The organism is Hydrogenophaga sp., assembly GCF_011390835.1.
In the GTDB taxonomy this organism is placed as follows: domain Bacteria; phylum Pseudomonadota; class Gammaproteobacteria; order Burkholderiales; family Burkholderiaceae_C; genus Hydrogenophaga.
On sequence record NZ_JAABRQ010000017.1, the window covers coordinates 1 to 19,781 of the forward strand.

The following is a 19,781-nucleotide window of genomic DNA, read 5'->3' on the forward strand; positions in this document are numbered from 1 at the left end:
GGTTACGCTAGACCCATGCCCGAACGCCTGCAGAAACTCCTGATCCTCGATCGCGACGGCACGCTCAACCGCAGCCGAGATGATTACGTGGCGTCGCCGGACGAGTGGGAGGCCTTGCCAGGGGCGCTGGAAGCGGTGGCCCGGCTCAACCAGGGCGGCTGGCATGTGGTGCTGGCGACCAACCAGAGCGGCATTGGCCGCGGCCTTTTCGACATGGCCTCGCTCAATGCGATCCACGCCAAGATGCACCGCCAGCTGGCGGCCGTGGGTGGGCGCGTCGATGCGGTGTTTTTCTGCCCGCATGCACCGGAAGACGGCTGCGATTGCCGCAAGCCGGCACCGGGGCTGTTTCACCAGATCGCGGCGCGCTTTGGCATCCCGCTGGCCAACCTGCCTGCGGCGGGCAATGCGGTGCGCCATGTGCAGGCTGCAGCCGCCGCTGGCTGCCCGGCCCACCTGCTGCTCACCGGCAAGTCCGAGCACCTGCGTGGCCGCCTTGGCCAGGGCGCTGAGGCCGATCTGGCCGTGCTCGCGCCCGAGCTGCCGCCCGGCACCCAGGTGCACGACGATCTGGACGCTTTCGCCGACTGGTTGCTGGCCCAGGAAGCCGCCGAGACACCCACGCTTCCCGTAGCACAAGGCGCCACTCCATGAACCTGCTGCGCTCCCTGCTTCACATGCTGTTCATGATGGTGACCGTGATCCCCTGGGGGCTCGCAGTGGTGATCGCTGCGCCCTTTCTGAGTAGCACCCGGGTCTACTGGATGTGCGTGGGCTGGTTGCGTGTGGCGGTGCGCAGCGGCGAGATCCTGCTGGGCATCCGCAACCACATCATCGGTTTCGAGAACCTGCCAGTAGCCACCAAGGCGCCGGCCATCCTGCTGCTCAAGCACCAGTCGACCTGGGAAACCTTCTGCATGCCTACACTGATGCCGCACCCGCTGGCCTATGTGTTCAAGAAAGAGCTGCTCTACGTGCCTTTCTTTGGCTGGGCCATGGGCCGCATGGACATGATTCACATCGACCGCAGCAAGCGCGCCCAGGCCTTCAACAAGGTGGTCGAGCAAGGCCAGCGCCTGCTCGACCAGGGCACCTGGGTCATCATGTTTCCCGAGGGCACACGCATTCCGCGCGGCCAGCAAGGGGTCTACAAGAGCGGTGGCACCCGCCTGGCGATCGCCACCGGCGCGCCGGTGATTCCGATCGCGGTCACCTCGGCTAAGTGCTGGCCGCGCAAGGCCTTCATCAAGAGGCCTGGCACGGTGGAGTTCTCGATTGGCAAGCCCATTCCCAGCGCGGGGCGCGAGCCCGATGAGCTGATGCGGGAAGTGGAGGCCTGGATCGAAGCCGAGATGCGCAGGCTCGACCCCACGGCTTATCCCTCGCCGGTGGCCAGCTGATCGCCATGCAGCGCTTCGTGCAACTGGCGCTGGACTTGCTGGGCATGGAGCCCTCGCCGGCACTGGTGCCAAGTCCCCAGCGACCGCGCCGAGTTCGCCGTCCGTCGGGCGTGGACACGGCAGGCAACGCGCAGGCTGCGCCGTTGTTGTTCGAAGTGCCTGTGGCGCCGCCCGCTCAGCAGCCGTCGGCGGGCGCGCTTCCGTCGGTGCCCGCCTTGCCTTTGAGCCAGGTGTTTCAGCCCGGCACCTGGCACCACCCGCGCGCCAACCGCTTGCTGCGGCTGCCATCGTGCGAGGTGGCCTACGAGTTCAAACGCGGCAAGCGCCGCACCATCGGCCTCACGGTCGGCCCCGAGGGCCTGAGCGTGCGTGCGCCTCGCTGGACGCCGCTGGGCGAAGTCGAGGCCATGCTGCATGAGCGAGCGCAATGGGTGCTGGACAAGTTGCAGCAAGCCCGCGCCCGGGCCGATGAACTGGCGCAGGCACGCACCGTCTGGACCGATGGCGCCCTGTTCGATTTTCTGGGTCAGCGCGTGCAACTGGTGCTGGACCCTGCACATGGCTTTGCACAGGTCGGTGCGGTGCTGGAACCCGGTATTGGCGATGTGCCCGCTCGCCTGCGGCTGGGGCTGGCGCACAACGCTGTCGAGGTCCAGATCCGCGACGCCGCGCAAGCCTGGCTCATGCGCCAGGCCAAGCGCGTGTTTGCTGAGCGGCTCGACCACTTCGCACCCCAATTGGGTGTGCGCTATCAGAAGCTGCGCCTGTCCAGCGCCGGCACCCGCTGGGGCAGCGCCAGTGCCGACGGTTGCATCCGCCTGAATTGGCGGCTGATTCACCTGAAGCTGGACATGGTGGACTATGTGGTGGTGCACGAACTCAGCCACCTGCGTCACATGGACCACAGCCCGCAGTTCTGGGAGGTGGTGGCCAGCGTCATGCCGGATCATCAGCAACGGCGGCGCGCATTGCGGCAAGCGGCGGTACCGCTGGGCGAGTAGAAGGGCCCGCACGCTGCCCCGCTGCGTGTGTCGCAGCCCTCCTCAAGCTCAGTGGATCAGACGGTACTGAATCGGTAGATGCCGTCGGCGCCGCGCTCGCGTTTCAGTTGGCCGTCGAACCAAAGCCGGTGCAAATGCGCGACCGCTTCGCCCATCGCAAATGTGGTCTGGTGTAGATCGAGTGCGCGGGTGAACAGCACGGGGATCATGTCCATCGCGCTGCAAGGCGCCTGCTGGCAGGCCTCGTGCACCTCGGCCAAGCGGTCGCGGTGGTGGTCCTTGAGCTGCTGGATGCGCTCATGCAGCCCGGTGAAGGGCTTGCCATGCGAGGGCAGCACCAGGGTATCGGCGGGCAAGGGCAGATAGCGATCGAGCGATTCAAGGAACAAGGCCAGCGGGTCCCCTTCGGGTTCCACGTCGTACACGCTCACGTTGGTGGAAATGCGCGGCAGCACCATGTCGCCGCTGATCAGGGTCTGGATGTCCGCGCAGTACAGCGCGATGTGCTCGGGCGCGTGGCCGTAGCCGCTGATGCAACGCCAGTCGCGCCCGCCGATGCGAACCAGTTGCCCGTCCATGATCCGGCGGTAGTGGCGCGGCACGCTGGGCACCAGATTGGGGTAGTAGCCGGTGCGCTGGCGGATCTTCTCCAGATCGTCCGGATCGGTCATGCCATGGGTACCGAAGAAGAGCATCGCACTTTCACCACCAAAGCCGGTGGTGCTCTGTGAGGCGATGCGAGCGGCGTTGTAGTCGGTGGCACTGGCCCACAGCGTCACACCCCATTTTTCGCACAACCAGTCGGCCAGGCCGATGTGGTCCGGGTGCATGTGGGTGACCAGCACGCGCAGCACTGGCAGGCCGTCGAGCTCGTTGGCGAACACCTGCTCCCACTGCGCTTTGGCTTCGTCGCGGGCAATGCAGCAATCCACCACCGTCCAGCCTTCAACACCGTCGATCTCGTCGCGCAGCAGCCAGAGGTTGATGTGGTCGAGCGCAAACGGCAGCGTCATGCGGATCCACTTCACGCCTGGCGCCACCTCGAGTGCGTGGCCTGGCTTGGGCAGCGCGGCGCCCTGCGGGTAGTGCAGTCGGCTCTCGAGCGCGTCTTTGGTGGGTGCGGTCATGTCGGGTGGATTCCGTTAAGATGAATGACGTTGACGTAAACGTCAATCTGCGTTGCATTCTACGGAGCGCGGTGCCTGCGCGCTGTCCGATGCCAGACAGGCCCTTTTCCCCCGGTACCCATCCCCCAGACATGGCGACACCTGCGACCCACACCATCAGCGACCTGGCCCGCGAGTTCGACCTGACCACGCGCGCCATCCGCTTCTATGAAGACATGGGCTTGTTGCAGCCGCTGCGCGAAGGACCGGGCGGTCGCAACCGGGTCTACAGCGCGCGCGACCGCACGCGGCTCAAGCTCACGCTGCGCGCCAAGCGGCTAGGGCTGTCCTTGTCCGAAGCCAAGGCCATCATCGATACCTACGACAGCCCGCGCGACACCGGGCCGCAGCTGCGCAAGTTTCTCGCCGTGCTGGCCGACCACCGGCGCCAGCTCGAAGAACAGCTGGCCGATCTGGTGGCCAACCTCGATGAGGTCAAGGTGCATGAGAAAGAAGCGCGTGCGCTGTTGGCCAAGGTGGACAAGGTGGACAAGGTGGACAAGGCTGCCATGCCGCGCAAGAGCACCTGATGCGCCCACCACGGGCGCTCACTCGCTTGGCGCACCCGCGTCGTTGTCGACCCAGTTCACCTGGCCTTGGCCCGCATCGTTGATGCGCGCCACCAGCCCTGCGGCCCTGGATTCGGGTACGTTCAGCGCCACATGCACACCCTGGCCGTGCTGCACCGCTTGCAGCTGCGCGGCGTGGCTGGGCAGTTCGCGGCGCAGCCAGCCCTCCAGCGCATAGGGCATCACGCATCGCAGGGTGGTGTGGCGGACGATGGGCATCTTCTCGGCCTTCAGCAGCGACTGCGCCACCGCGTCGGTGTACGCGCGCGCCAGACCTCCGGCGCCGAGCTGAATGCCGCCATAGTGGCGCACGACGGTGGCCAGCACCCCCTCCAGACCGTGGTGCCGCAGCACCTCCAGCATCGGGCGCCCGGCGGTGCCACTGGGCTCGCCATCGTCGTTCGCTGCCGATTGACCGCCCGCCATCAGCGCCCAGCACACATGGGCAGCGCCCGGGTGCTCGGCCCGCAGCGCGGCCACCCGCGCGATTGCGGCTGCGCGCCCGGTGCAGGGCTCGACGCAGCCGATGAAGCGGCTCTTCTTGATCGTGAGGTCGCTGTGGACCGGGTGGGCCAGCGCGTGGGGCATGTGCTGCAGTATCGTCTGCAGTGGGTACTGGTCGCGCTAGCCCGCTTCAGCCATAATTGACGTTTACGTAAACGTCAATGTCCGAACCCACGGTATCGCGTACCCGCGACCAGCTCAGGAAACGCCTTGCACCTCCCTGTTTTTGAACCCCGAGATCCCGATTACGTCCAGCGTGTGCGCGTCAGCTTCGAGCGCCAGGCCGCCATGCGCACCCTGGGCGCCTCGCTCGTCGCTGTGCGCCCGGGCCAGGTCGAGATCGCGCTGCCCTGGTCCGAGCCGCTGACCCAGCAACACGGCTTCCTGCATGCGGGCATGGTGTCCACTGCCCTGGACTCGGCCTGCGGCTACGCCGGGTTTTCGCTGATGCCTGCCAACGCGGCGGTTCTCACCATCGAGTTCAAGATCAACCTGCTAGCCCCAGCCAAGGGAGAGACCTTCCGCATGGTGGGCAACGTGATCAAGCCTGGCCGCACGGTGACGGTGTGCGAGGGTCAGGCCTACGCCATCGAAGATGGTCACGAGAAGCTGATCGCCACCATGGCCTGTACGCTCATGGCGGTGATCGGCCGAGACAACATCCAAGGCTGAGGCCTTTTTATTTCAGGAGATATTCACATGAACAACTTGCCCGGCCTCAACTTCCAGCTCGGTGAAGACATCGATGCCCTGCGTGATGCGGTGCGCGACTTTGCCCAGGCCGAAATCGCTCCTCGCGCTGAGGAGGTCGACCGCAGTGACCAGTTCCCCATGGACCTCTGGCGCAAGATGGGCGACCTCGGCGTGCTCGGCATTACTGTGCCCGAGACCGATGGTGGCGCCGGCATGGGCTATCTCGCCCACATGGTCGCCATGGAGGAGATCAGTCGCGCCAGCGCCTCGGTGGGCCTGTCCTACGGCGCGCACAGCAACCTCTGTGTGAACCAGATCAACCGCAATGGCAACGCCGCTCAGAAGACGAAGTACCTGCCCAAGTTGATCAGCGGCGAACACGTGGGCGCGCTGGCCATGAGCGAGCCGGGCGCTGGGTCGGACGTGATTTCCATGAAGCTGAAAGCCGAAGACAAGGGCGGCTACTACCTGCTCAACGGCAGCAAGATGTGGATCACCAACGGACCCGACGCCGACACCCTGGTGGTTTACGCCAAGAGCGAGCCCGAGCTCGGCGCGCGTGGCGTGACCGCCTTCCTGATCGAGAAAGGCATGAAGGGCTTCTCCATCGCGCAAAAGCTGGATAAGCTCGGCATGCGCGGGAGCCACACCGGTGAGCTGGTGTTCGAAAACGTCGAAGTGCCGGCCGAGAACATCCTCGGCGGACTCAACCTAGGTGCCAAGGTGCTCATGAGTGGGCTGGACTACGAGCGCGCAGTGCTCTCCGGCGGCCCGCTGGGCATCATGCAGTCGGTGATGGACAACATCGTGCCCTACATCCACGACCGCAAACAGTTTGGCCAGAGCATCGGCGAGTTCCAGCTGATACAGGGCAAGGTCGCCGACATGTACACCGTTCAGCAGGCGGCGCGTTCGTTTGCCTACACGGTGGCAAAGAACCTCGACCTGCTTGGCTCCGAACACGTGCGCCAGGTGCGCAAGGACTGCGCCTCCGTCATCCTCTGGACGGCCGAGAAAGCCACCTGGATGGCGGGCGAGGGCATCCAGATCTTCGGTGGCAATGGCTACATCAACGAATACCCGTTGGGCCGCCTCTGGCGCGACGCCAAGCTGTACGAGATCGGCGCTGGCACCAGCGAGATCCGCCGCATGCTGATCGGCCGTGAGCTGTTTTCGGAAACCATGTAATGCCGCTGCGCAACCTGCTCGCCCACAACCGTACTTGGGCGGCCCAGATGGAGGCCGAGCGGCCAGGCTTTTTCACGCGCCTGTCTGAGCAGCAGACGCCCCGCTACATGTGGATCGGTTGCTCCGACAGCCGCGTGCCCGCCAACCAGATCACCGGCCTGGAGCCAGGCGAGGTGTTCGTGCACCGCAACATCGCCAACGTGGTAGTACCGACCGACCTGAACTGCCTGTCCACGATCCAGTTTGCGGTCGACCAGTTGCACGTGGAGCACCTCATGGTGGTGGGCCATTTCGGTTGTGGCGGCGTGAAGGCAGCGCTCTACAACACACGCGTGGGCCTGGCCGACAACTGGCTGCGCCACATCAAGGATGTCCGCGACCAGCACGCGGGTCTGCTCGAGGGGCTGCACGAGTCGCACCGGCTGGATGCCATGTGTGAGCTCAATGTGATCGAGCAGGTGATGAACGTGGCCCAGACCACCGTGGTGCAAGACGCCTGGGCTCGCGGCCAGGCCTTAACGCTGCATGGCTGGGTCTACGGCCTCAGCGATGGCCTGTTGCAAGACCTTCATATGGTGATCCGCGGCGAAGACGTGCTGGCCGAAACCCACGCCCGCGCAATAGATGCGGTGGCGCAGCGCGTTCGCGCTTGAAGGTCCTCAGACGCCCCTGGTAACTGTCGAACATGGCACCTCAACGACTCGACTCCTCCGTGGCCTACGACATCGCCAAGGCGATGCTGGACGGCTTCAACCGCCACTACAAGCTGTTCCGAACCGAATCGGCGCGCGCCAAACATCGCTTCGAAACCCGCGACTGGCGCGGTCAGCAGCGCGCGCAGCGCGAGCGCATCGAGTTTTACGACCTGCGGGTCAACGAATGTGTCAAGCGGCTGATCAAGGAGTTCGGCGCCGGAGAGCGTCCCATGGAGGTCTGGGAGCAGGTCAAGCTGCATTACATCGGCCTGCTGGTGAACCACCACCAGCCGGAAACGGCAGAGACCTTTTTCAACTCGGTCACCACCAAGATCCTGCGCCGCGCCTATTTCCAGAACGATTTCATCTTCGTGCGCCCGGCCGTCTCCACCGAATACATCGAAAACGAAGAGCCCGACGCCAGGCCGACCTACCGCTGCTACTACCCCACGGCCGACACCATGCAGACCGAGGTGCTGCGCATGATCGAGGACTTCGACCTGCGCGTGCCATTTGAAAACCTGGAGCGCGATGCCGCGCTGGTGCTGGCGGCGATGAAGCTGCAGTTTGACTACGTCAAGCTGCGCGCCAACTTCCAGTTTCAGGTGCTCTCCGGCCTGTTCTTCCGCAACAAGGGCGCCTACGTGGTCGGCAAGATCATCAACGGCTTTCAGGACGTGCCGTTTGCGCTGCCCATCCTGCATAACCCGGCGGGCAAGCTGGAGATCGACGCTGCGCTGTTCGGTGAGGACGACTTGTTGCTGGTGTTCTCGTTTGCGCGCGCCTACTTCATGGTCGACATGGAGATTCCCAGCGCCTATGTGCAGTTCTTGCGCAGCATGATGCCGCGCAAGCCGCGCGCCGAGTTCTACAACGCGCTGGGCCTGGCCAAGCAGGGCAAGACGCTGTTCTACCGCGACTTTTTGTTCCACATGCGGCACAGCACCGACAAGTTCCGCATCGCACCTGGCATCAAAGGCATGGTGATGCTGGTGTTTGACCTGCCGAGCTACCCGTTCGTGTTCAAGGTCATCAAGGACTTTTACCCACCGCAGAAAGACACCTCCCGCGAACAGATTCGTGGCAAATACCAGCTGGTCAAGAACCACGACCGGGTGGGCCGCATGGCCGATACGCTGGAGTTCTCCGAAGTGGGCTTCCCGCGCGACCGTTTCACTGATGACCTGATCGCCGAGATCCAGAAATTTGCGCCCAGCCAGCTCGAAATCAGCGACCGCGACGGCGACGGCACCATCGAAGTCATCATCAAGCACGTGTACATCGAACGCCGCATGATCCCGCTGAACATCTACTTGCAGGAAGCCTTTGATGTGCTGCAGACCCCGGGCGCCGACGACCTGTCGCTGCAACGCGCTCGCGAACAGTTGACCCGCGCGGTGGTGGAGTACGGCAACGCCATCAAAGACCTGGTCGCCGCCAACATCTTCCCCGGCGACATGCTGTGGAAAAACTTCGGCATCACCCGCCACGGCAAGGTCGTGTTCTACGACTACGACGAGATCGAGTACATCACCGACTGCAACTTCCGCCGCGTGCCCGAGCCGCGCAACGAGGAAGACGAGATGTCGGGCGAGATCTGGTACAGCGTGGCCAAGAATGATGTGTTCCCCGAAACCTTTGGCCCCTTCCTGCTGGGCAATCCGCTGGTACGTCAGGAGTTCATGAAACACCATGCCGATCTGCTCGACGCCGAGTTCTGGCAATTGCACAAAGACCGAATCGCGGCCGGTCATGTGCACGACGTGTTTCCCTACGAGCGAGAGCGTCGCCTGCATGTCGACAGCCAGCACGACCTGCCCGCCTGATTTGAATCCCTGTCTCAAACCCCCGAATTTCCAAGGAGACCCCTCATGAGCACCCTGCCATCCGATCCCGTTGTCATCGTCGGCGCTGCCCGCACCCCCATGGGTTCGTTCCAGAGCGATTTCGCGTCCCAGTCGGCGCACGACCTGGGTGGTGTCGCCATCCGGGCCGCGGTCGAGCGCGCCGGCGTCAAGCCTGAACTGGTTGACGAAGTCCTCTTCGGCAACTGCCTCATGGCCGGCCAGGGCCAGGCGCCTGCGCGCCAGGCCGCGATCAAGGGTGGCTTGCCGCTGTCTGCGGGGGCCGTCACGCTGTCCAAGATGTGCGGCTCGGGCATGAAGGCCACCATGCTGGCGCACGACATGCTGCTGGCCGGCAGCGCCACCGTGATGGTGGCCGGCGGCATGGAAAGCATGACCAACGCGCCCTACCTGATGCTCAAAGGCCGCGCGGGTTACCGCATGGGTCACGACCGCATCTTTGATCACATGATGCTCGACGGCCTGGAAGACGCCTACGAACCCGGCCGCTCCATGGGGACCTTTGGCGAAGACTGCGCTGCCAAATACGGATTCACGCGCGAACAGCAGGACGCGTTTGCTATTCGCTCGGTGACCCGCGCCAAGGCCGCCACTGAAAGTGGTGCCTTCGCCACCGAGATCGCGGCCGTGACGGTCAAGGACCGCAGCGGCGAGCGCGTGATCGGCATCGACGAAGGCCCGGGCAAGGTCAAGCTCGACAAGATTTCCAGCCTCAAGCCCGCCTTCAAAAAAGACGGCGGCACGATCACCGCCGCGTCCAGCTCCAGCATCAACGACGGCGCGGCCGCGCTGGTGCTCATGCGCGAATCCACCGCCAAGGCCCAGGGCCTGAAGCCGCTGGCGCGCATCGTGGCCCACACCACCCATGCTCAGGAACCCAACTGGTTCGCCACCGCCCCGGTGGGGGCCACGCAGAAGCTGCTGGCCAAGACCGGCTGGGCGGTGGCCGATGTCGACCTGTGGGAAATCAACGAAGCCTTCGCCGTCGTGCCCATGGCGCTGATGACCGAGCTGTCGATCCCGCATGAGAAGGTGAACGTGAACGGTGGCGCCTGCGCGCTGGGCCACCCCATCGGCGCTTCCGGCGCGCGCATCCTCGTAACGCTACTGCACGCGCTGAAGGCGAGCGGCGGTAGAAAGGGCGTGGCCACGCTGTGCATTGGCGGTGGCGAGGCCACGGCCATGGCGGTGGAGATGATCTAACGCCCCCGCGCTGCAGGATGAGGCTCACCCCTGCCGCGCTGCGCGCGGCCCCCTCAAGGGGCGCCGCCGGCGGAGCGGCAGAGCCGGACCCGCGGCGGCCCTGACCGAACGCCCCCTTCATCTATGAGCACCATACTTATCATCGGCGCATCGCGCGGTATCGGCCTGGAGCTGGTCAACCAGTACCGGGCGGCGGGTGATCGCGTGATCGCCACCGCACGCAGCGACGCCGACCTGACCCGCTTGCAGACGCTGGGTGCCGAACCGCTGCGCCTGGACGTGGCCGACAGCGCCAGTGTGAGTGGTCTGGCCTGGCACCTGGACGGCGAGAAGCTGGACGTGGCGCTTTACGTGGCGGGCGTGATGGACCGCGCGTCGGCCACTACGCCGCCGACCCAGGCCGCGTTCGACCGGGTGATGCACGCCAACCTGCTCGGCGCCATGCAGTCCATGCCGCAGGTGCTGCCTGGCGTGCAGGCCGCGGGCGGAGTGTTCGGCGTGCTCTCCAGCAGTATGAGCCAGATTGGCCTGGTGCCAGCCAGCAACGCATGGCTGTACCGGGTAAGCAAGGCCGCGCTCAACATGGCGCTGGCCAGCGCTCGCTTCGACTACCCCGGCGCACGCCTGGTGGCACTGGACCCGGGCTGGGTACAGACCGACATGGGCGGTGCGGCGGCTGCGCTCACGGTTGAGGACAGCGTGCGCGGTCTGCGCCACGTGATTAACACCCTGACACCCGACGACAACGGGCGCCTGATCCACCACGACGGCCGCCGCGCGGCGACCTGGTGAGACCCCCTTCCCGAATTTGCTGAGGACATCCCATGCTGCTGAACCAAGACCAACTTATGATCCGCGACGCGGTGCGCGCCTTTGCCCAGGAACAACTGTGGCCTCACGCTGCGAAGTGGGACAAGGAACACCACTTTCCGAAGGCCGTGCACCAGGGACTGGCCGAGCTGGGCGCCTATGGCATTTGCGTGCCCGAGGCACTGGGCGGCGCCGGGCTAGACTACCTGACGCTGGCCGTGGTGCTGGAAGAGATCGCGGCGGGCGACGGCGGCACCAGCACCGCTATCAGCGTGACCAACTGCCCGGTCAACGCCATCCTGCTGCGCTACGGCAGCGCCCAGCATCAAGAGACCTGGCTGCGTCCTCTGGCCGCTGGCCGCATGCTCGGCGCCTTTTGCCTGACCGAGCCCCAGGCGGGGTCGGATGCGTCGTCACTGCGCACCACCGCCGTGCGGCAGGGTGGTGACTACGTGATCAATGGAGTGAAGCAGTTCATCACCAGCGGGAAAAACGGGCAGCTGGCCATCGTGATCGCGGTCACCGACAAGGGCGCCGGCAAAAAAGGCATGAGCGCTTTCGTGGTGCCCACCGACACCCCGGGCTACATCGTCGACCGCCTGGAAGACAAGCTCGGCCAGCACAGCAGCGACACCGCCCAGATCCGCTTCGAGAACTGCCGCATTTCGGCTGAGAACCTGATTGGCAGCGAGGGCGAGGGCTACAAGATCGCCTTGTCCGCACTGGAGGGCGGGCGCATCGGCATCGCGTCGCAGGCGATCGGCATGGCGCGCGCAGCCTTTGACTGCGCCGTGACCTACGCCAAGCAGCGCGAAAGTTTTGGCCAGCCGATCTTCCAGCATCAGGCCGTGGGCTTCAAGCTGGCCGAGATGGCCACGCAAATCGAGGCGGCCCGGGCACTCACCCACCACGCCGCCGCCCTGCGCGACGCCGGCCAGCCCTGCCTGAAAGAGGCCGCCATGGCCAAGCTGCTGGCCAGCGAAATGGCCGAAAAGGTCTGCTCGCAAGCGATCCAGATCCACGGCGGCTACGGCTATGTGAGCGACTTTCCAGTCGAGCGCATTTACCGAGATGTGCGTGTGTGCCAGATCTACGAAGGCACGAGCGACGTGCAAAAGATCATCATTCAGAGGGCGCTGTAAGCGCCATCCCCTGCGCCGCTGTGGCCCGGCATGGCCGGTTCCACAGGATCCCTGATTCCATACCCGCTCGCCGGAAGAAATATGAGAAGCGTGAAGGGAGCCATTCCAGAGCACCGCGGAACCAGCTTTGCCGGGCCGCCAGAGCCGCCCCCTGGGGGGGTGACGGCGAAGCCGGCGCGGGGGGTAACATTCATATATGAACATCATCATCCTCGGCGCTGGTCGCGTCGGTGAAAGCGTGGCCGAGAGCCTGGCCTCAGAGCAGAACGACATCACCGTCATCGACACCAATGCGGCGCGTCTGCGCAAGCTGGAGGAGCGTTTTGATTTGCGCGGTGTGGTCGGCAACGGTATCCAGCCCTCTGTCCTGAAAGAGGCCGGTGCGAAGGATGCCGACATGGTGATCGCCTGTGCCGCCAGCGACGAGTCGAATCTGGTGGTCTGCAAGGTGGCGCACGACGTGTTCAACGTGCCCAACACCATCGCCCGCTTGCGTTCGTCCGAGTTTGTTGAAGGCGACGAGCTGCTGGGCAAGACCGGCTTCGCGGTGGACCACGTGATCTGTCCTGAGGAGTCGGTCACCCGCTACATCCGCCAGCTCATCAGTTATCCCGAAGCCTTGCAGGTGGTGGAGTTTTCTCAGGCCCGCGCCTGCCTCACCGTGGTGCGGGCGGCCTCGGGCGGGGCTGGCGTGGGCCACACGATCGCCGAGCTGCGCGAGCGCATTCCCCACGCCGAGATGCGCGTGGTGGCGCTGTACCGGCTCGACACCGAGATGGACCCCAAGCCCAGCACCCGCATCCTGCCGGGCGACGAGGTGTTTCTGCTCGCCGATTCGCGCAAGATCCGCCAGGTGCTGGGCGCGATCCACAACATCGACAAGCCGGTGCAGCGCGTGATGATTGCTGGCGGCGGCCGGGTGGGCTTGCGGCTGGCGCGCAGCCTGATCGACCACTGCGAGGTCAAGATCATCGAGCGCGACCCCAAGCGCTGCGAATACCTGGCCAGCCAGCTGCCCTCATCCGTCCTGGTGCTGCAGGGCGATGGCGCCGACGAAGACCTGCTGCAGGATGAAAACGTCGGCATGATGGACATGTTCCTCGCACTCACCAGCGACGACGAAGACAACATCATGTCGGCCATGCTGGCCAAGCGGCTGGGTGCGGGCCGGGTGCTTTCGCTCATCAACCGCCGCGCCTACGCCGACATGATGCAGGGCAGCACCATCGACATCGCGATCTCGCCGGCGCAGACCGTGATTGGCGAGCTGCTGGCCCATCTGCGGCGGGGCGATGTGGCCGCAGTGCACAGCCTGCGCCGCGGCACCGCCGAGGCGCTGGAGGGCGTGGCCCGTGGCGACGTGAAGACCTCCAAGCTGGTCGGCCGGCGCGTCGAGGAGATCAAGCTGCCCAAGGGCGCGGCCATCGGCGCTATCGTGCGCGGCAAGGGCCGCGACGGACAGGTGCTGATGCCCCACCACGACACGCTGATCGAGGCGGACGACCACATCATCATCTTCATCCCCAACAAGCGCCAGGTGCGTGAGGTGGAGAAGCTGTTCCAGGTCAGCGCGACCTTCTTCGGCTGAGCCGGCCCCGCGCATGTACAGCCTCTTGCCTGTCCTCGCGGTCTTTGCCCGCATTCTGGTGGCATTTTCGCCGGCGTTTTTTGTCCCGCTGGGCTGGGCGCTGGCGCTCGACGCCAGTGAACACGCACTCTTGTGGGAGGTCTGCTTCGGCCTCGCGCTGGGCAGCGGGCTCCTGCTCTGGGCGCTGACCCGCAAACATCGCCGGGAGCTGCAGCCCCGCGATGGCTTCCTGCTGGTCAACCTGGTGTGGCTGGTACTGCCGGCTTACGCCGCGCTGCCGCTGATGTACACGGTGCCAGACATCACCTGGATCAAGGCTTACTTCGAAGCCATGAGCGCGCTCACCGCCACCGGTGCGACCGCGCTCAGCGGGTTGGATGCGCTGCCGGTGTCGATCAATATCTGGCGCTGTTTCCTGCAGTACCTGGGTGGTCTGGGCATCATGCTGTTGGTGGTGGCGGTGCTGCCCATGCTCGGGCTGGGTGGTTTTCAGGTCTACAAGGCCGAGACCCCCGGGCCCATGAAGGACGCCAAGTTCACCCCGCGCATTGCGGAAACCGCGCGCGGTCTGTGGGGCGTGTACTTCGCTTTTTCGCTCGCCTGTTTTCTGGCCTACCGCTGGGCTGGCATGAGCTGGGCCGATGCCTTCATGCACATGTGCTCCACCATGGGCCTGGGCGGCTTTTCGTCGCACGACGCCAGCATCGGCTACTTCAACTCGCCCGCTGTCGAGTGGGTCGCCATCGTGTTCATGGCGCTGGCCGGCATCAACTTCCTGCGCTATTTCATCGTCTTGCGCAGCCGCTCGCTTCGACCGCTCCTGCACGACCGCGAAATCAGCAACTACGTGGGCGTGCTGGTCGGCTCGGTGGTGCTGGTGGTGGTCTTGCTGGTGGTGCACGAGGTTCATCCCAATGTGGGAGACGCCCTGCGCATCAGCGCCTTCCATGTGGTCTCGCTGGCCACGACGACCGGCTATGCCTCCACCGACTACGCCGCCTGGCCGGTATTCGTGCCCATCCTGCTGCTTTTTCTCGGTAGCTTCGTGTCCTGCGCGGGATCCACCGGTGGCGGCATCAAGATGATCCGCATGATCTTGCTCATCAAGCAGGCGCGGCGCGAGCTGGTGCGCATCGTGCACCCGCGCGTGGTCAACCCGGTCACGCTGGGTGGTGCGGTAGTGCCGATCTCGGTCATGACTGCCACCTTCGGCTTCATGCTCATCTACGGCGCGGCCACCATGGGGTTGACCTTCATCATGCTGCTGACAGGTCTGGACCTGGTGACCGCGTTTTCGGCTGTGGTGGCCACCGTGAACAACATCGGCCCTGGCCTGGGCCTGGTCGGTCCATCCAGCAACTACGGTGTGCTCTCCGAATTCCAGCTCTGGGTGCTCAGCTTCGCCATGCTGCTCGGCCGGCTGGAGCTGTTGTCGGTGCTGGTGCTGCTGACTTCGCAATTCTGGAGGAAGTAGAGAGCCCCTCCCGCGCCGCCTTTGGCGTCACCCCCTCAAGGGGCAATGCCTGTGGTCCGGCAAAGCCGGTTCTACGGCATTCCCGGCCGAACGCCCCTTGGCTCTCAGTGGCGTTGGCTGACGACGGCGACCTTTCAATTCAATCACCGGAGACGATCATGCCCATCACCAAAGGATTCCGCCAGCTGGTGGACGAAGCCAATACCCAGATCACCACCTACACAGTGGAGCAGGTGCGCGAGCGCCTTGGAAAAGACCCGCGCTTGCAGCTGGTGGACATTCGTGATGTGCGCGAGTTGGAGCGCGAAGGCACGGTGCCTGGGGCAGTGCTGGCGCCGCGCGGCATGCTGGAGTTCTGGGTGGATCCCGCCTCGCCTTATTTCAAGCCGGTGTTTGGCGACGAGAGCAAAGAGTTCGTGCTGTTCTGCGGCGCGGGCTGGCGCAGTGCGCTGGCCACGCAGGCGCTGCAAGACATGGGCATGAGCAACGTCGCCCATGTGGACGGCGGGTTTGGCGCCTGGCAAAAAGCTGGCGCACCCACCGAAACACTGGAAGCACACAAAGCCGCCCACGCCGCCCGCAAAGCCTGACGTCTTCGTGCGCGCGCCTGTTTCGGTCGATTGCCCTTGTGGCCAGCGTGATGAGCGCGGCCGCGCGCAGGTGTTCGCAGCCTGCTGTGGCCGCTACCTGGGCGGCGAAGCGCTGGCGCCCGACGCGGAACGGCTCATGCGCTCGCGATACAGCGCCTACACCCTGGGCCACGTGCCCTACCTGTTGTCCAGCTGGCACCCCAGCACGCGACCGGCCGAGCTGTCGCTGGACGCCGGCGTGAAATGGCTGGGTCTGGAGGTGCGCGATCACCGCGCGCTGGATACCGACCGCGCCGAAGTCGAGTTTGTGGCCCGCTCGCGCCTCGCCGGGCGCGGGCAGCGGCTGCATGAGTGCAGCCGCTTTGTGCGCGAGGCCGGACAGTGGCTGTATGTGGATGGAGACCTGCTGTGAGCATGGTGTTTGATGCGGTGCTGTTCGATTGTGATGGCGTGCTGGTCGACAGCGAGCCCATCACCAACGGCGTGCTGCGCGAGGTGCTGAACGAATCGGGCTGGGCCCTCAGTCAGACGGAGTGCATGCAGATCTTCATCGGCAAGGCGGTGCGCGACGAGCGTGCGCGCATCGAAGCAGAGACGGGCCAGCCGCTCACCGACGACTGGATGCGCGCTTTTTATGCCCGGCGCGACCAGCGCTTGCGCGCCGAGCTGCGTGCCATGGACGGTGCATTGCATGCCGTGGCAGCCGCCCACCGCCACACGGCGGGCCGCATCGCCTGCGCCTCCGGCGCTGACCGGCCCAAGGTTGTGATGCAGATTCACATGGCCGGTATGTCGCCGTACTTCGAAGACCGCATCTTCAGCGGCCACGACCTGCCGCGCTCCAAGCCGCATCCCGACGTGTACCTGGCCGCTGCAGCGCACCTGGGCGCTGACCCTGCGCGCTGCCTGGTGATCGAAGACACTGCCACCGGCGCACAGGCGGGCCTCGCCGCCGGTGCCACGGTGTGGGGCTATTGCCCGGCGGGGCATGGACGGGCGTTTGACGGCATGACCCTGGCACGGGTGTTTCGCCACATGGACGAGTTGGCAGCGGCTTTGGGCTGAAGTCAACGCCTGGCGAACTCCTTCACCACCAGCGTCACACGCAGTGCCTCGACCAGCGGAGCCGCCTGCCCTATCCTCAAGGCATGGGCTCTCCAACGGAACCCGTCACCAACATGAAAGGACCGGATGAAGATGGAAATCACGGATCAGGGCCATGACAGCGCCTTGTTGTCACAGGAAAAAGACTATCTCATCACCCGCGACGGCAAACGCTATGCGGGCGTTCACCTGCTGATCGACCTGCATGGCGCGTCGCACCTCAGCGACCTGGCCCACATCGAAAAGACCATGCGCCGCTGCGTGGAGGCATCCAAAGCCACGCTGCTGCACATCCACCTTCATCGCTTCGACCCTGACGGTGTCAGTGGAGTCGCTGTGCTCGCCGAAAGTCACATCTCGGTGCACACCTGGCCCGAAAGCCGCTTTGCCGCCTTTGATGTTTTCATGTGCGGCAACACCCAGCCAGAGGTGTGCGTCGAGATCATGCGCGAGGCCTTTGAGGCCGAGCGCGCCGATGTACAAGAAATTTTGAGAGGCGAAGTCCATGAGTGAATTCAAATGGTGGCACGAGCGGTCGGATGGACACGGCATCACCACATCGGTGGAGGTGAAGCTGCTGCACTCGGAGAAAAGCCCGTATCAGCGCATTGAGATTTACGACCACCAGTCCTTTGGTCGCCTGCTGGTGCTCGATGGCTACATCCAGGCCAGCCAGGCAGACGAGTTCATCTACCACGAGATGGCGGTGCATGTGCCGCTGCTGGGCCGTGAGCGCAAGGACGCTTCTGTGCTCATCATCGGTGGTGGTGACGGCGGCATCTTGCGCGAAAGCCTCAAACACGATTTTGTGACCAGCGTCACCATGGTCGAGATCGACCAGCGCGTGATTGCGCTGGCAAAGGAATATCTGGCCGTCAACGGCGACTACGACGATCCCCGCGTGACGCTGGTCATCGACAATGCGGCCAACTTTGTCAGCCAGGCGCTGCAAAGCGGCCAGCGCTACGACCTGATCGTGCTCGACCTCACAGAGCCGGTGGGGCCTTCGTCTTGCCTGTTCACAGAGAAATTTCTGACCGAAGTGGTGTCCCTGGTATCAGAGACAGGCGTCATTCTCGATTCCGACAGCATTTACCTGTCGCAAAGCGGTGGCGATTTCCTGCAAGAGGTGAGCGGCGATGGCGACAACCTGGTGACCGTGATGCAGCGCACCAAGCTGCTGCCGCACATTGAGGTGTATCACACCAACATTCCGCTGTACCCAGGCGCTGATTTTGGATTTTTCCTTTACAGCCGGGATGGCGTGTCGTTGCGCAAGCCGGTCAAAGCGTTTGAAGGGCGGCACTACAACGCGGATGTGCATCAGGCCGCTTTCGCGCTGCCCAACTGGCAGAAGAAGTGGTCGACGGTTCAGGACTGAAGCGCACGCCGGGCGCCTGAGCCAGGCGCGACGCTGGACACCGCCAAAGAAGCCGTCGACTCTGCCCTCAGGGGTGCCTGAGGGTGCAAGCCGGCCGATCTTGCTCCCTCAGCGATTCAGTCCGACAGCGCCTTCATCACCCGATATAAATCGGCCTTGCCCTCAAACCCGATACCCGGCAAGTTGTCGGGCAGGGTGACGAAGCTGTTTTCCACTTTCACACCGTCGGGGAAGCCGCCGAAGGGCTGGAACAGGTCGGGGTAGGACTCGTTGCCCCCCAGACCCAGGCCGGCGGCGATGTTGAGTGACATCTGGTGCCCGCCGTGCGGGATGCAGCGGCTGGCCGACCAGCCGTGTTCCTTGAGCATGTCCAGCGTGCGCAGGTACTCCACCAGGCCGTAGCTCAATGCGCAGTCGAACTGCAGCCAGTCGCGGTCGGGTCGCATGCCTCCGTGGCGGATGAGGTTGCGCGCGTCCTGCATGGAGAATAGGTTTTCGCCGGTGGCCATGGGGTTCTTGTAGTAGTTGCGCAGCGTGGCCTGCAGCTCGAAGTCGAGCGGGTCGCCGGCTTCTTCGTACCAGAAGAGGTCGTATTGCGAGAGCGCCTTGGCGTAGAGGATGGCGGTGTCGAGGTCGAAACGGCCGTTGGCGTCGACACAGAGTTTCTGACCGTCACCCAGCACGCTCAGGATGGAATCGATGCGGCGCAGGTCTTCGTCGAGCGAGGCGCCACCGATCTTTTTCTTGACCACGGTGTAGCCGCGGTCGATGTAGCTGCGCATTTCGTCTTTGAGCTTGCTGTGGTCCTGGCCTGGGTAGTAGTAGCCGCCAGCGGCGTAGACGAAGACCTTGCGGTTGGGCTGGCCGTTGCCATAGCGATCAGCCAGTAGCTGGAACAGCGGCTTGCCTTCGATCTTGGCCACAGCGTCCCAGACCGCCATGTCGATGGTGCCGATGGCCACCGAGCGCTCGCCATGTCCGCCAGGCTTTTCGTTGGTGAACATCGCATGCCAGACTTTGTGCGGGTCGAGGTTGCTGCCGCTGGCGTCCAGCAGCGAATCCGGATCGGCCTCGGTCACACGCGGAATGAAACGTTCGCGCATCAGCGTGCCCTGGCCATAGCGACCGTTGGAGTTGAAGCCGTAGCCCACCACCGGCTGGCCGTCGCGGATCACATCGGTGATCACCGCCACCAGGCTCAGCGTCATCTTGCTGAAGTCGATGTAGGCGTTGCGGATGGGGCTGCTGATGGGAAGGGTCTTCTCACGAATCTCGACGATCTTCACGCGGGTCTCCTGGTGGGGTAAGGGCCGTTCAAAGTCGACATGATGGCAGGCCCATCGCCGCTGGCCCAAAGCGGATCCTGGCATCCTTGCTGACGGTGGGGCGGATGTCCGAGCCGTTAGGG

21 protein-coding genes are annotated in these 19,781 nt (G+C 64.6%); 18 read left to right on the forward strand and 3 right to left on the reverse strand.

From position 1 onward, the window contains the following. Window positions 1-15: 15 nt before the first annotated feature. The 3 genes from gmhB to GPT34_RS11270 are packed head-to-tail and all read left to right on the forward strand — an operon-like array spanning window position 16 to window position 2,401. Entirely contained in the window at window positions 16-654 is a 639-nt protein-coding gene (gmhB, locus tag GPT34_RS11260) for a D-glycero-beta-D-manno-heptose 1,7-bisphosphate 7-phosphatase (protein WP_291012533.1), read from the forward strand. Further along, window positions 651-1,400, forward strand: a complete 750-nt coding sequence (locus GPT34_RS11265) for a lysophospholipid acyltransferase family protein (RefSeq protein WP_291012331.1) — start codon at window positions 651-653, stop codon at window positions 1,398-1,400. The genes gmhB and GPT34_RS11265 overlap by 4 nt, the downstream gene beginning before the upstream one ends. A 5-nt stretch (window positions 1,401-1,405) precedes the next feature. Beyond that, window positions 1,406-2,401 carry a SprT family zinc-dependent metalloprotease gene (locus tag GPT34_RS11270; protein ID WP_291012333.1) on the forward strand — a complete coding sequence of 332 codons (996 nt, stop codon included), beginning with the start codon at window positions 1,406-1,408 and terminating at the stop codon, window positions 2,399-2,401. A gap of 56 nt (window positions 2,402-2,457) precedes the next feature. Here GPT34_RS11270 and GPT34_RS11275 read toward each other — a convergent pair whose 3' ends face one another. Next, entirely contained in the window at window positions 2,458-3,528 is a 1,071-nt protein-coding gene (locus tag GPT34_RS11275) for an MBL fold metallo-hydrolase (RefSeq protein WP_291012335.1), read from the reverse strand. Between the two features lie 131 nt (window positions 3,529-3,659). Between GPT34_RS11275 and GPT34_RS11280 the strand changes: the two genes are divergently transcribed. Then, the gene (locus GPT34_RS11280) at window positions 3,660-4,097 is read left to right on the forward strand and encodes a MerR family DNA-binding transcriptional regulator (protein ID WP_291012338.1); all 438 of its coding nucleotides are present in this window, start codon (window positions 3,660-3,662) and stop codon (window positions 4,095-4,097) included. Window positions 4,098-4,115: 18 nt separating this feature from the next. On the opposite strand, the gene GPT34_RS11285 is transcribed toward GPT34_RS11280, so the two are convergent. After that, the gene (locus tag GPT34_RS11285; protein WP_291012340.1) at window positions 4,116-4,724 is read right to left on the reverse strand and encodes a YigZ family protein; all 609 of its coding nucleotides are present in this window, start codon (window positions 4,722-4,724) and stop codon (window positions 4,116-4,118) included. Window positions 4,725-4,850: 126 nt separating this feature from the next. Between GPT34_RS11285 and GPT34_RS11290 the strand changes: the two genes are divergently transcribed. From GPT34_RS11290 to GPT34_RS11355, 14 genes are all read left to right on the forward strand, one after another. Next, window positions 4,851-5,312 carry a PaaI family thioesterase gene (locus tag GPT34_RS11290; protein ID WP_291012343.1) on the forward strand — a complete coding sequence of 154 codons (462 nt, stop codon included), beginning with the start codon at window positions 4,851-4,853 and terminating at the stop codon, window positions 5,310-5,312. Window positions 5,313-5,339: 27 nt separating this feature from the next. After that, complete coding sequence (locus tag GPT34_RS11295; protein ID WP_291012346.1) at window positions 5,340-6,521, forward strand: isovaleryl-CoA dehydrogenase; 1,182 nt, start codon at window positions 5,340-5,342, stop codon at window positions 6,519-6,521. After that, window positions 6,521-7,174 (forward strand): carbonate dehydratase, encoded by a 654-nt coding sequence (gene can / locus GPT34_RS11300; protein ID WP_291012349.1) that lies wholly within the window; start codon window positions 6,521-6,523, stop codon window positions 7,172-7,174. The genes GPT34_RS11295 and can overlap by 1 nt, the downstream gene beginning before the upstream one ends. Window positions 7,175-7,206: 32 nt before the next feature. Further along, a complete protein-coding gene (gene aceK / locus GPT34_RS11305; RefSeq protein ID WP_291012352.1) occupies window positions 7,207-9,042 on the forward strand; it encodes a bifunctional isocitrate dehydrogenase kinase/phosphatase in 1,836 nt (611 codons plus the stop codon). A 45-nt stretch (window positions 9,043-9,087) separates the two neighbouring features. After that, window positions 9,088-10,284 carry an acetyl-CoA C-acyltransferase gene (locus GPT34_RS11310; RefSeq protein WP_291012354.1) on the forward strand — a complete coding sequence of 399 codons (1,197 nt, stop codon included), beginning with the start codon at window positions 9,088-9,090 and terminating at the stop codon, window positions 10,282-10,284. 123 nt (window positions 10,285-10,407) lie between these two features. After that, entirely contained in the window at window positions 10,408-11,076 is a 669-nt protein-coding gene (locus GPT34_RS11315) for an SDR family oxidoreductase (RefSeq protein ID WP_291012356.1), read from the forward strand. A 32-nt stretch (window positions 11,077-11,108) separates the two neighbouring features. Further along, window positions 11,109-12,236 carry an acyl-CoA dehydrogenase family protein gene (locus tag GPT34_RS11320; protein ID WP_291012358.1) on the forward strand — a complete coding sequence of 376 codons (1,128 nt, stop codon included), beginning with the start codon at window positions 11,109-11,111 and terminating at the stop codon, window positions 12,234-12,236. A 196-nt stretch (window positions 12,237-12,432) separates the two neighbouring features. Continuing rightward, window positions 12,433-13,824: a Trk system potassium transporter TrkA gene (gene trkA, locus GPT34_RS11325; RefSeq protein WP_291012360.1), complete on the forward strand. Its 1,392-nt coding sequence runs from the start codon at window positions 12,433-12,435 to the stop codon at window positions 13,822-13,824. Window positions 13,825-13,837: 13 nt separating this feature from the next. Continuing rightward, on the forward strand, window positions 13,838-15,298 hold the full coding sequence (locus tag GPT34_RS11330; RefSeq protein WP_291012362.1) for a potassium transporter TrkG: 1,461 nt from the start codon (window positions 13,838-13,840) through the stop codon (window positions 15,296-15,298). A 158-nt stretch (window positions 15,299-15,456) separates the two neighbouring features. Beyond that, window positions 15,457-15,888, forward strand: coding sequence for a rhodanese-like domain-containing protein (locus GPT34_RS11335; RefSeq protein ID WP_291012364.1), 432 nt, complete (start codon window positions 15,457-15,459; stop codon window positions 15,886-15,888). 7 nt (window positions 15,889-15,895) lie between these two features. Beyond that, window positions 15,896-16,300, forward strand: a complete 405-nt coding sequence (locus GPT34_RS11340; protein WP_291012366.1) for a YchJ family metal-binding protein — start codon at window positions 15,896-15,898, stop codon at window positions 16,298-16,300. Window positions 16,301-16,302: 2 nt separating this feature from the next. Continuing rightward, window positions 16,303-16,953, forward strand: a complete 651-nt coding sequence (locus tag GPT34_RS11345; RefSeq protein ID WP_291012535.1) for an HAD family phosphatase — start codon at window positions 16,303-16,305, stop codon at window positions 16,951-16,953. Window positions 16,954-17,085: 132 nt separating this feature from the next. Next, window positions 17,086-17,505: an adenosylmethionine decarboxylase gene (speD, locus tag GPT34_RS11350; protein WP_291012368.1), complete on the forward strand. Its 420-nt coding sequence runs from the start codon at window positions 17,086-17,088 to the stop codon at window positions 17,503-17,505. Continuing rightward, entirely contained in the window at window positions 17,498-18,373 is an 876-nt protein-coding gene (locus tag GPT34_RS11355) for a hypothetical protein (RefSeq protein ID WP_291012370.1), read from the forward strand. Before speD ends, GPT34_RS11355 begins: the two co-directional genes overlap by 8 nt. 116 nt (window positions 18,374-18,489) lie before the next feature. Here the strand turns inward: GPT34_RS11355 and GPT34_RS11360 are convergent, their stop codons facing one another. Next, the gene (locus GPT34_RS11360; RefSeq protein WP_291012372.1) at window positions 18,490-19,659 is read right to left on the reverse strand and encodes a mandelate racemase/muconate lactonizing enzyme family protein; all 1,170 of its coding nucleotides are present in this window, start codon (window positions 19,657-19,659) and stop codon (window positions 18,490-18,492) included. Between the last annotated feature and the right edge of the window lie 122 nt (window positions 19,660-19,781).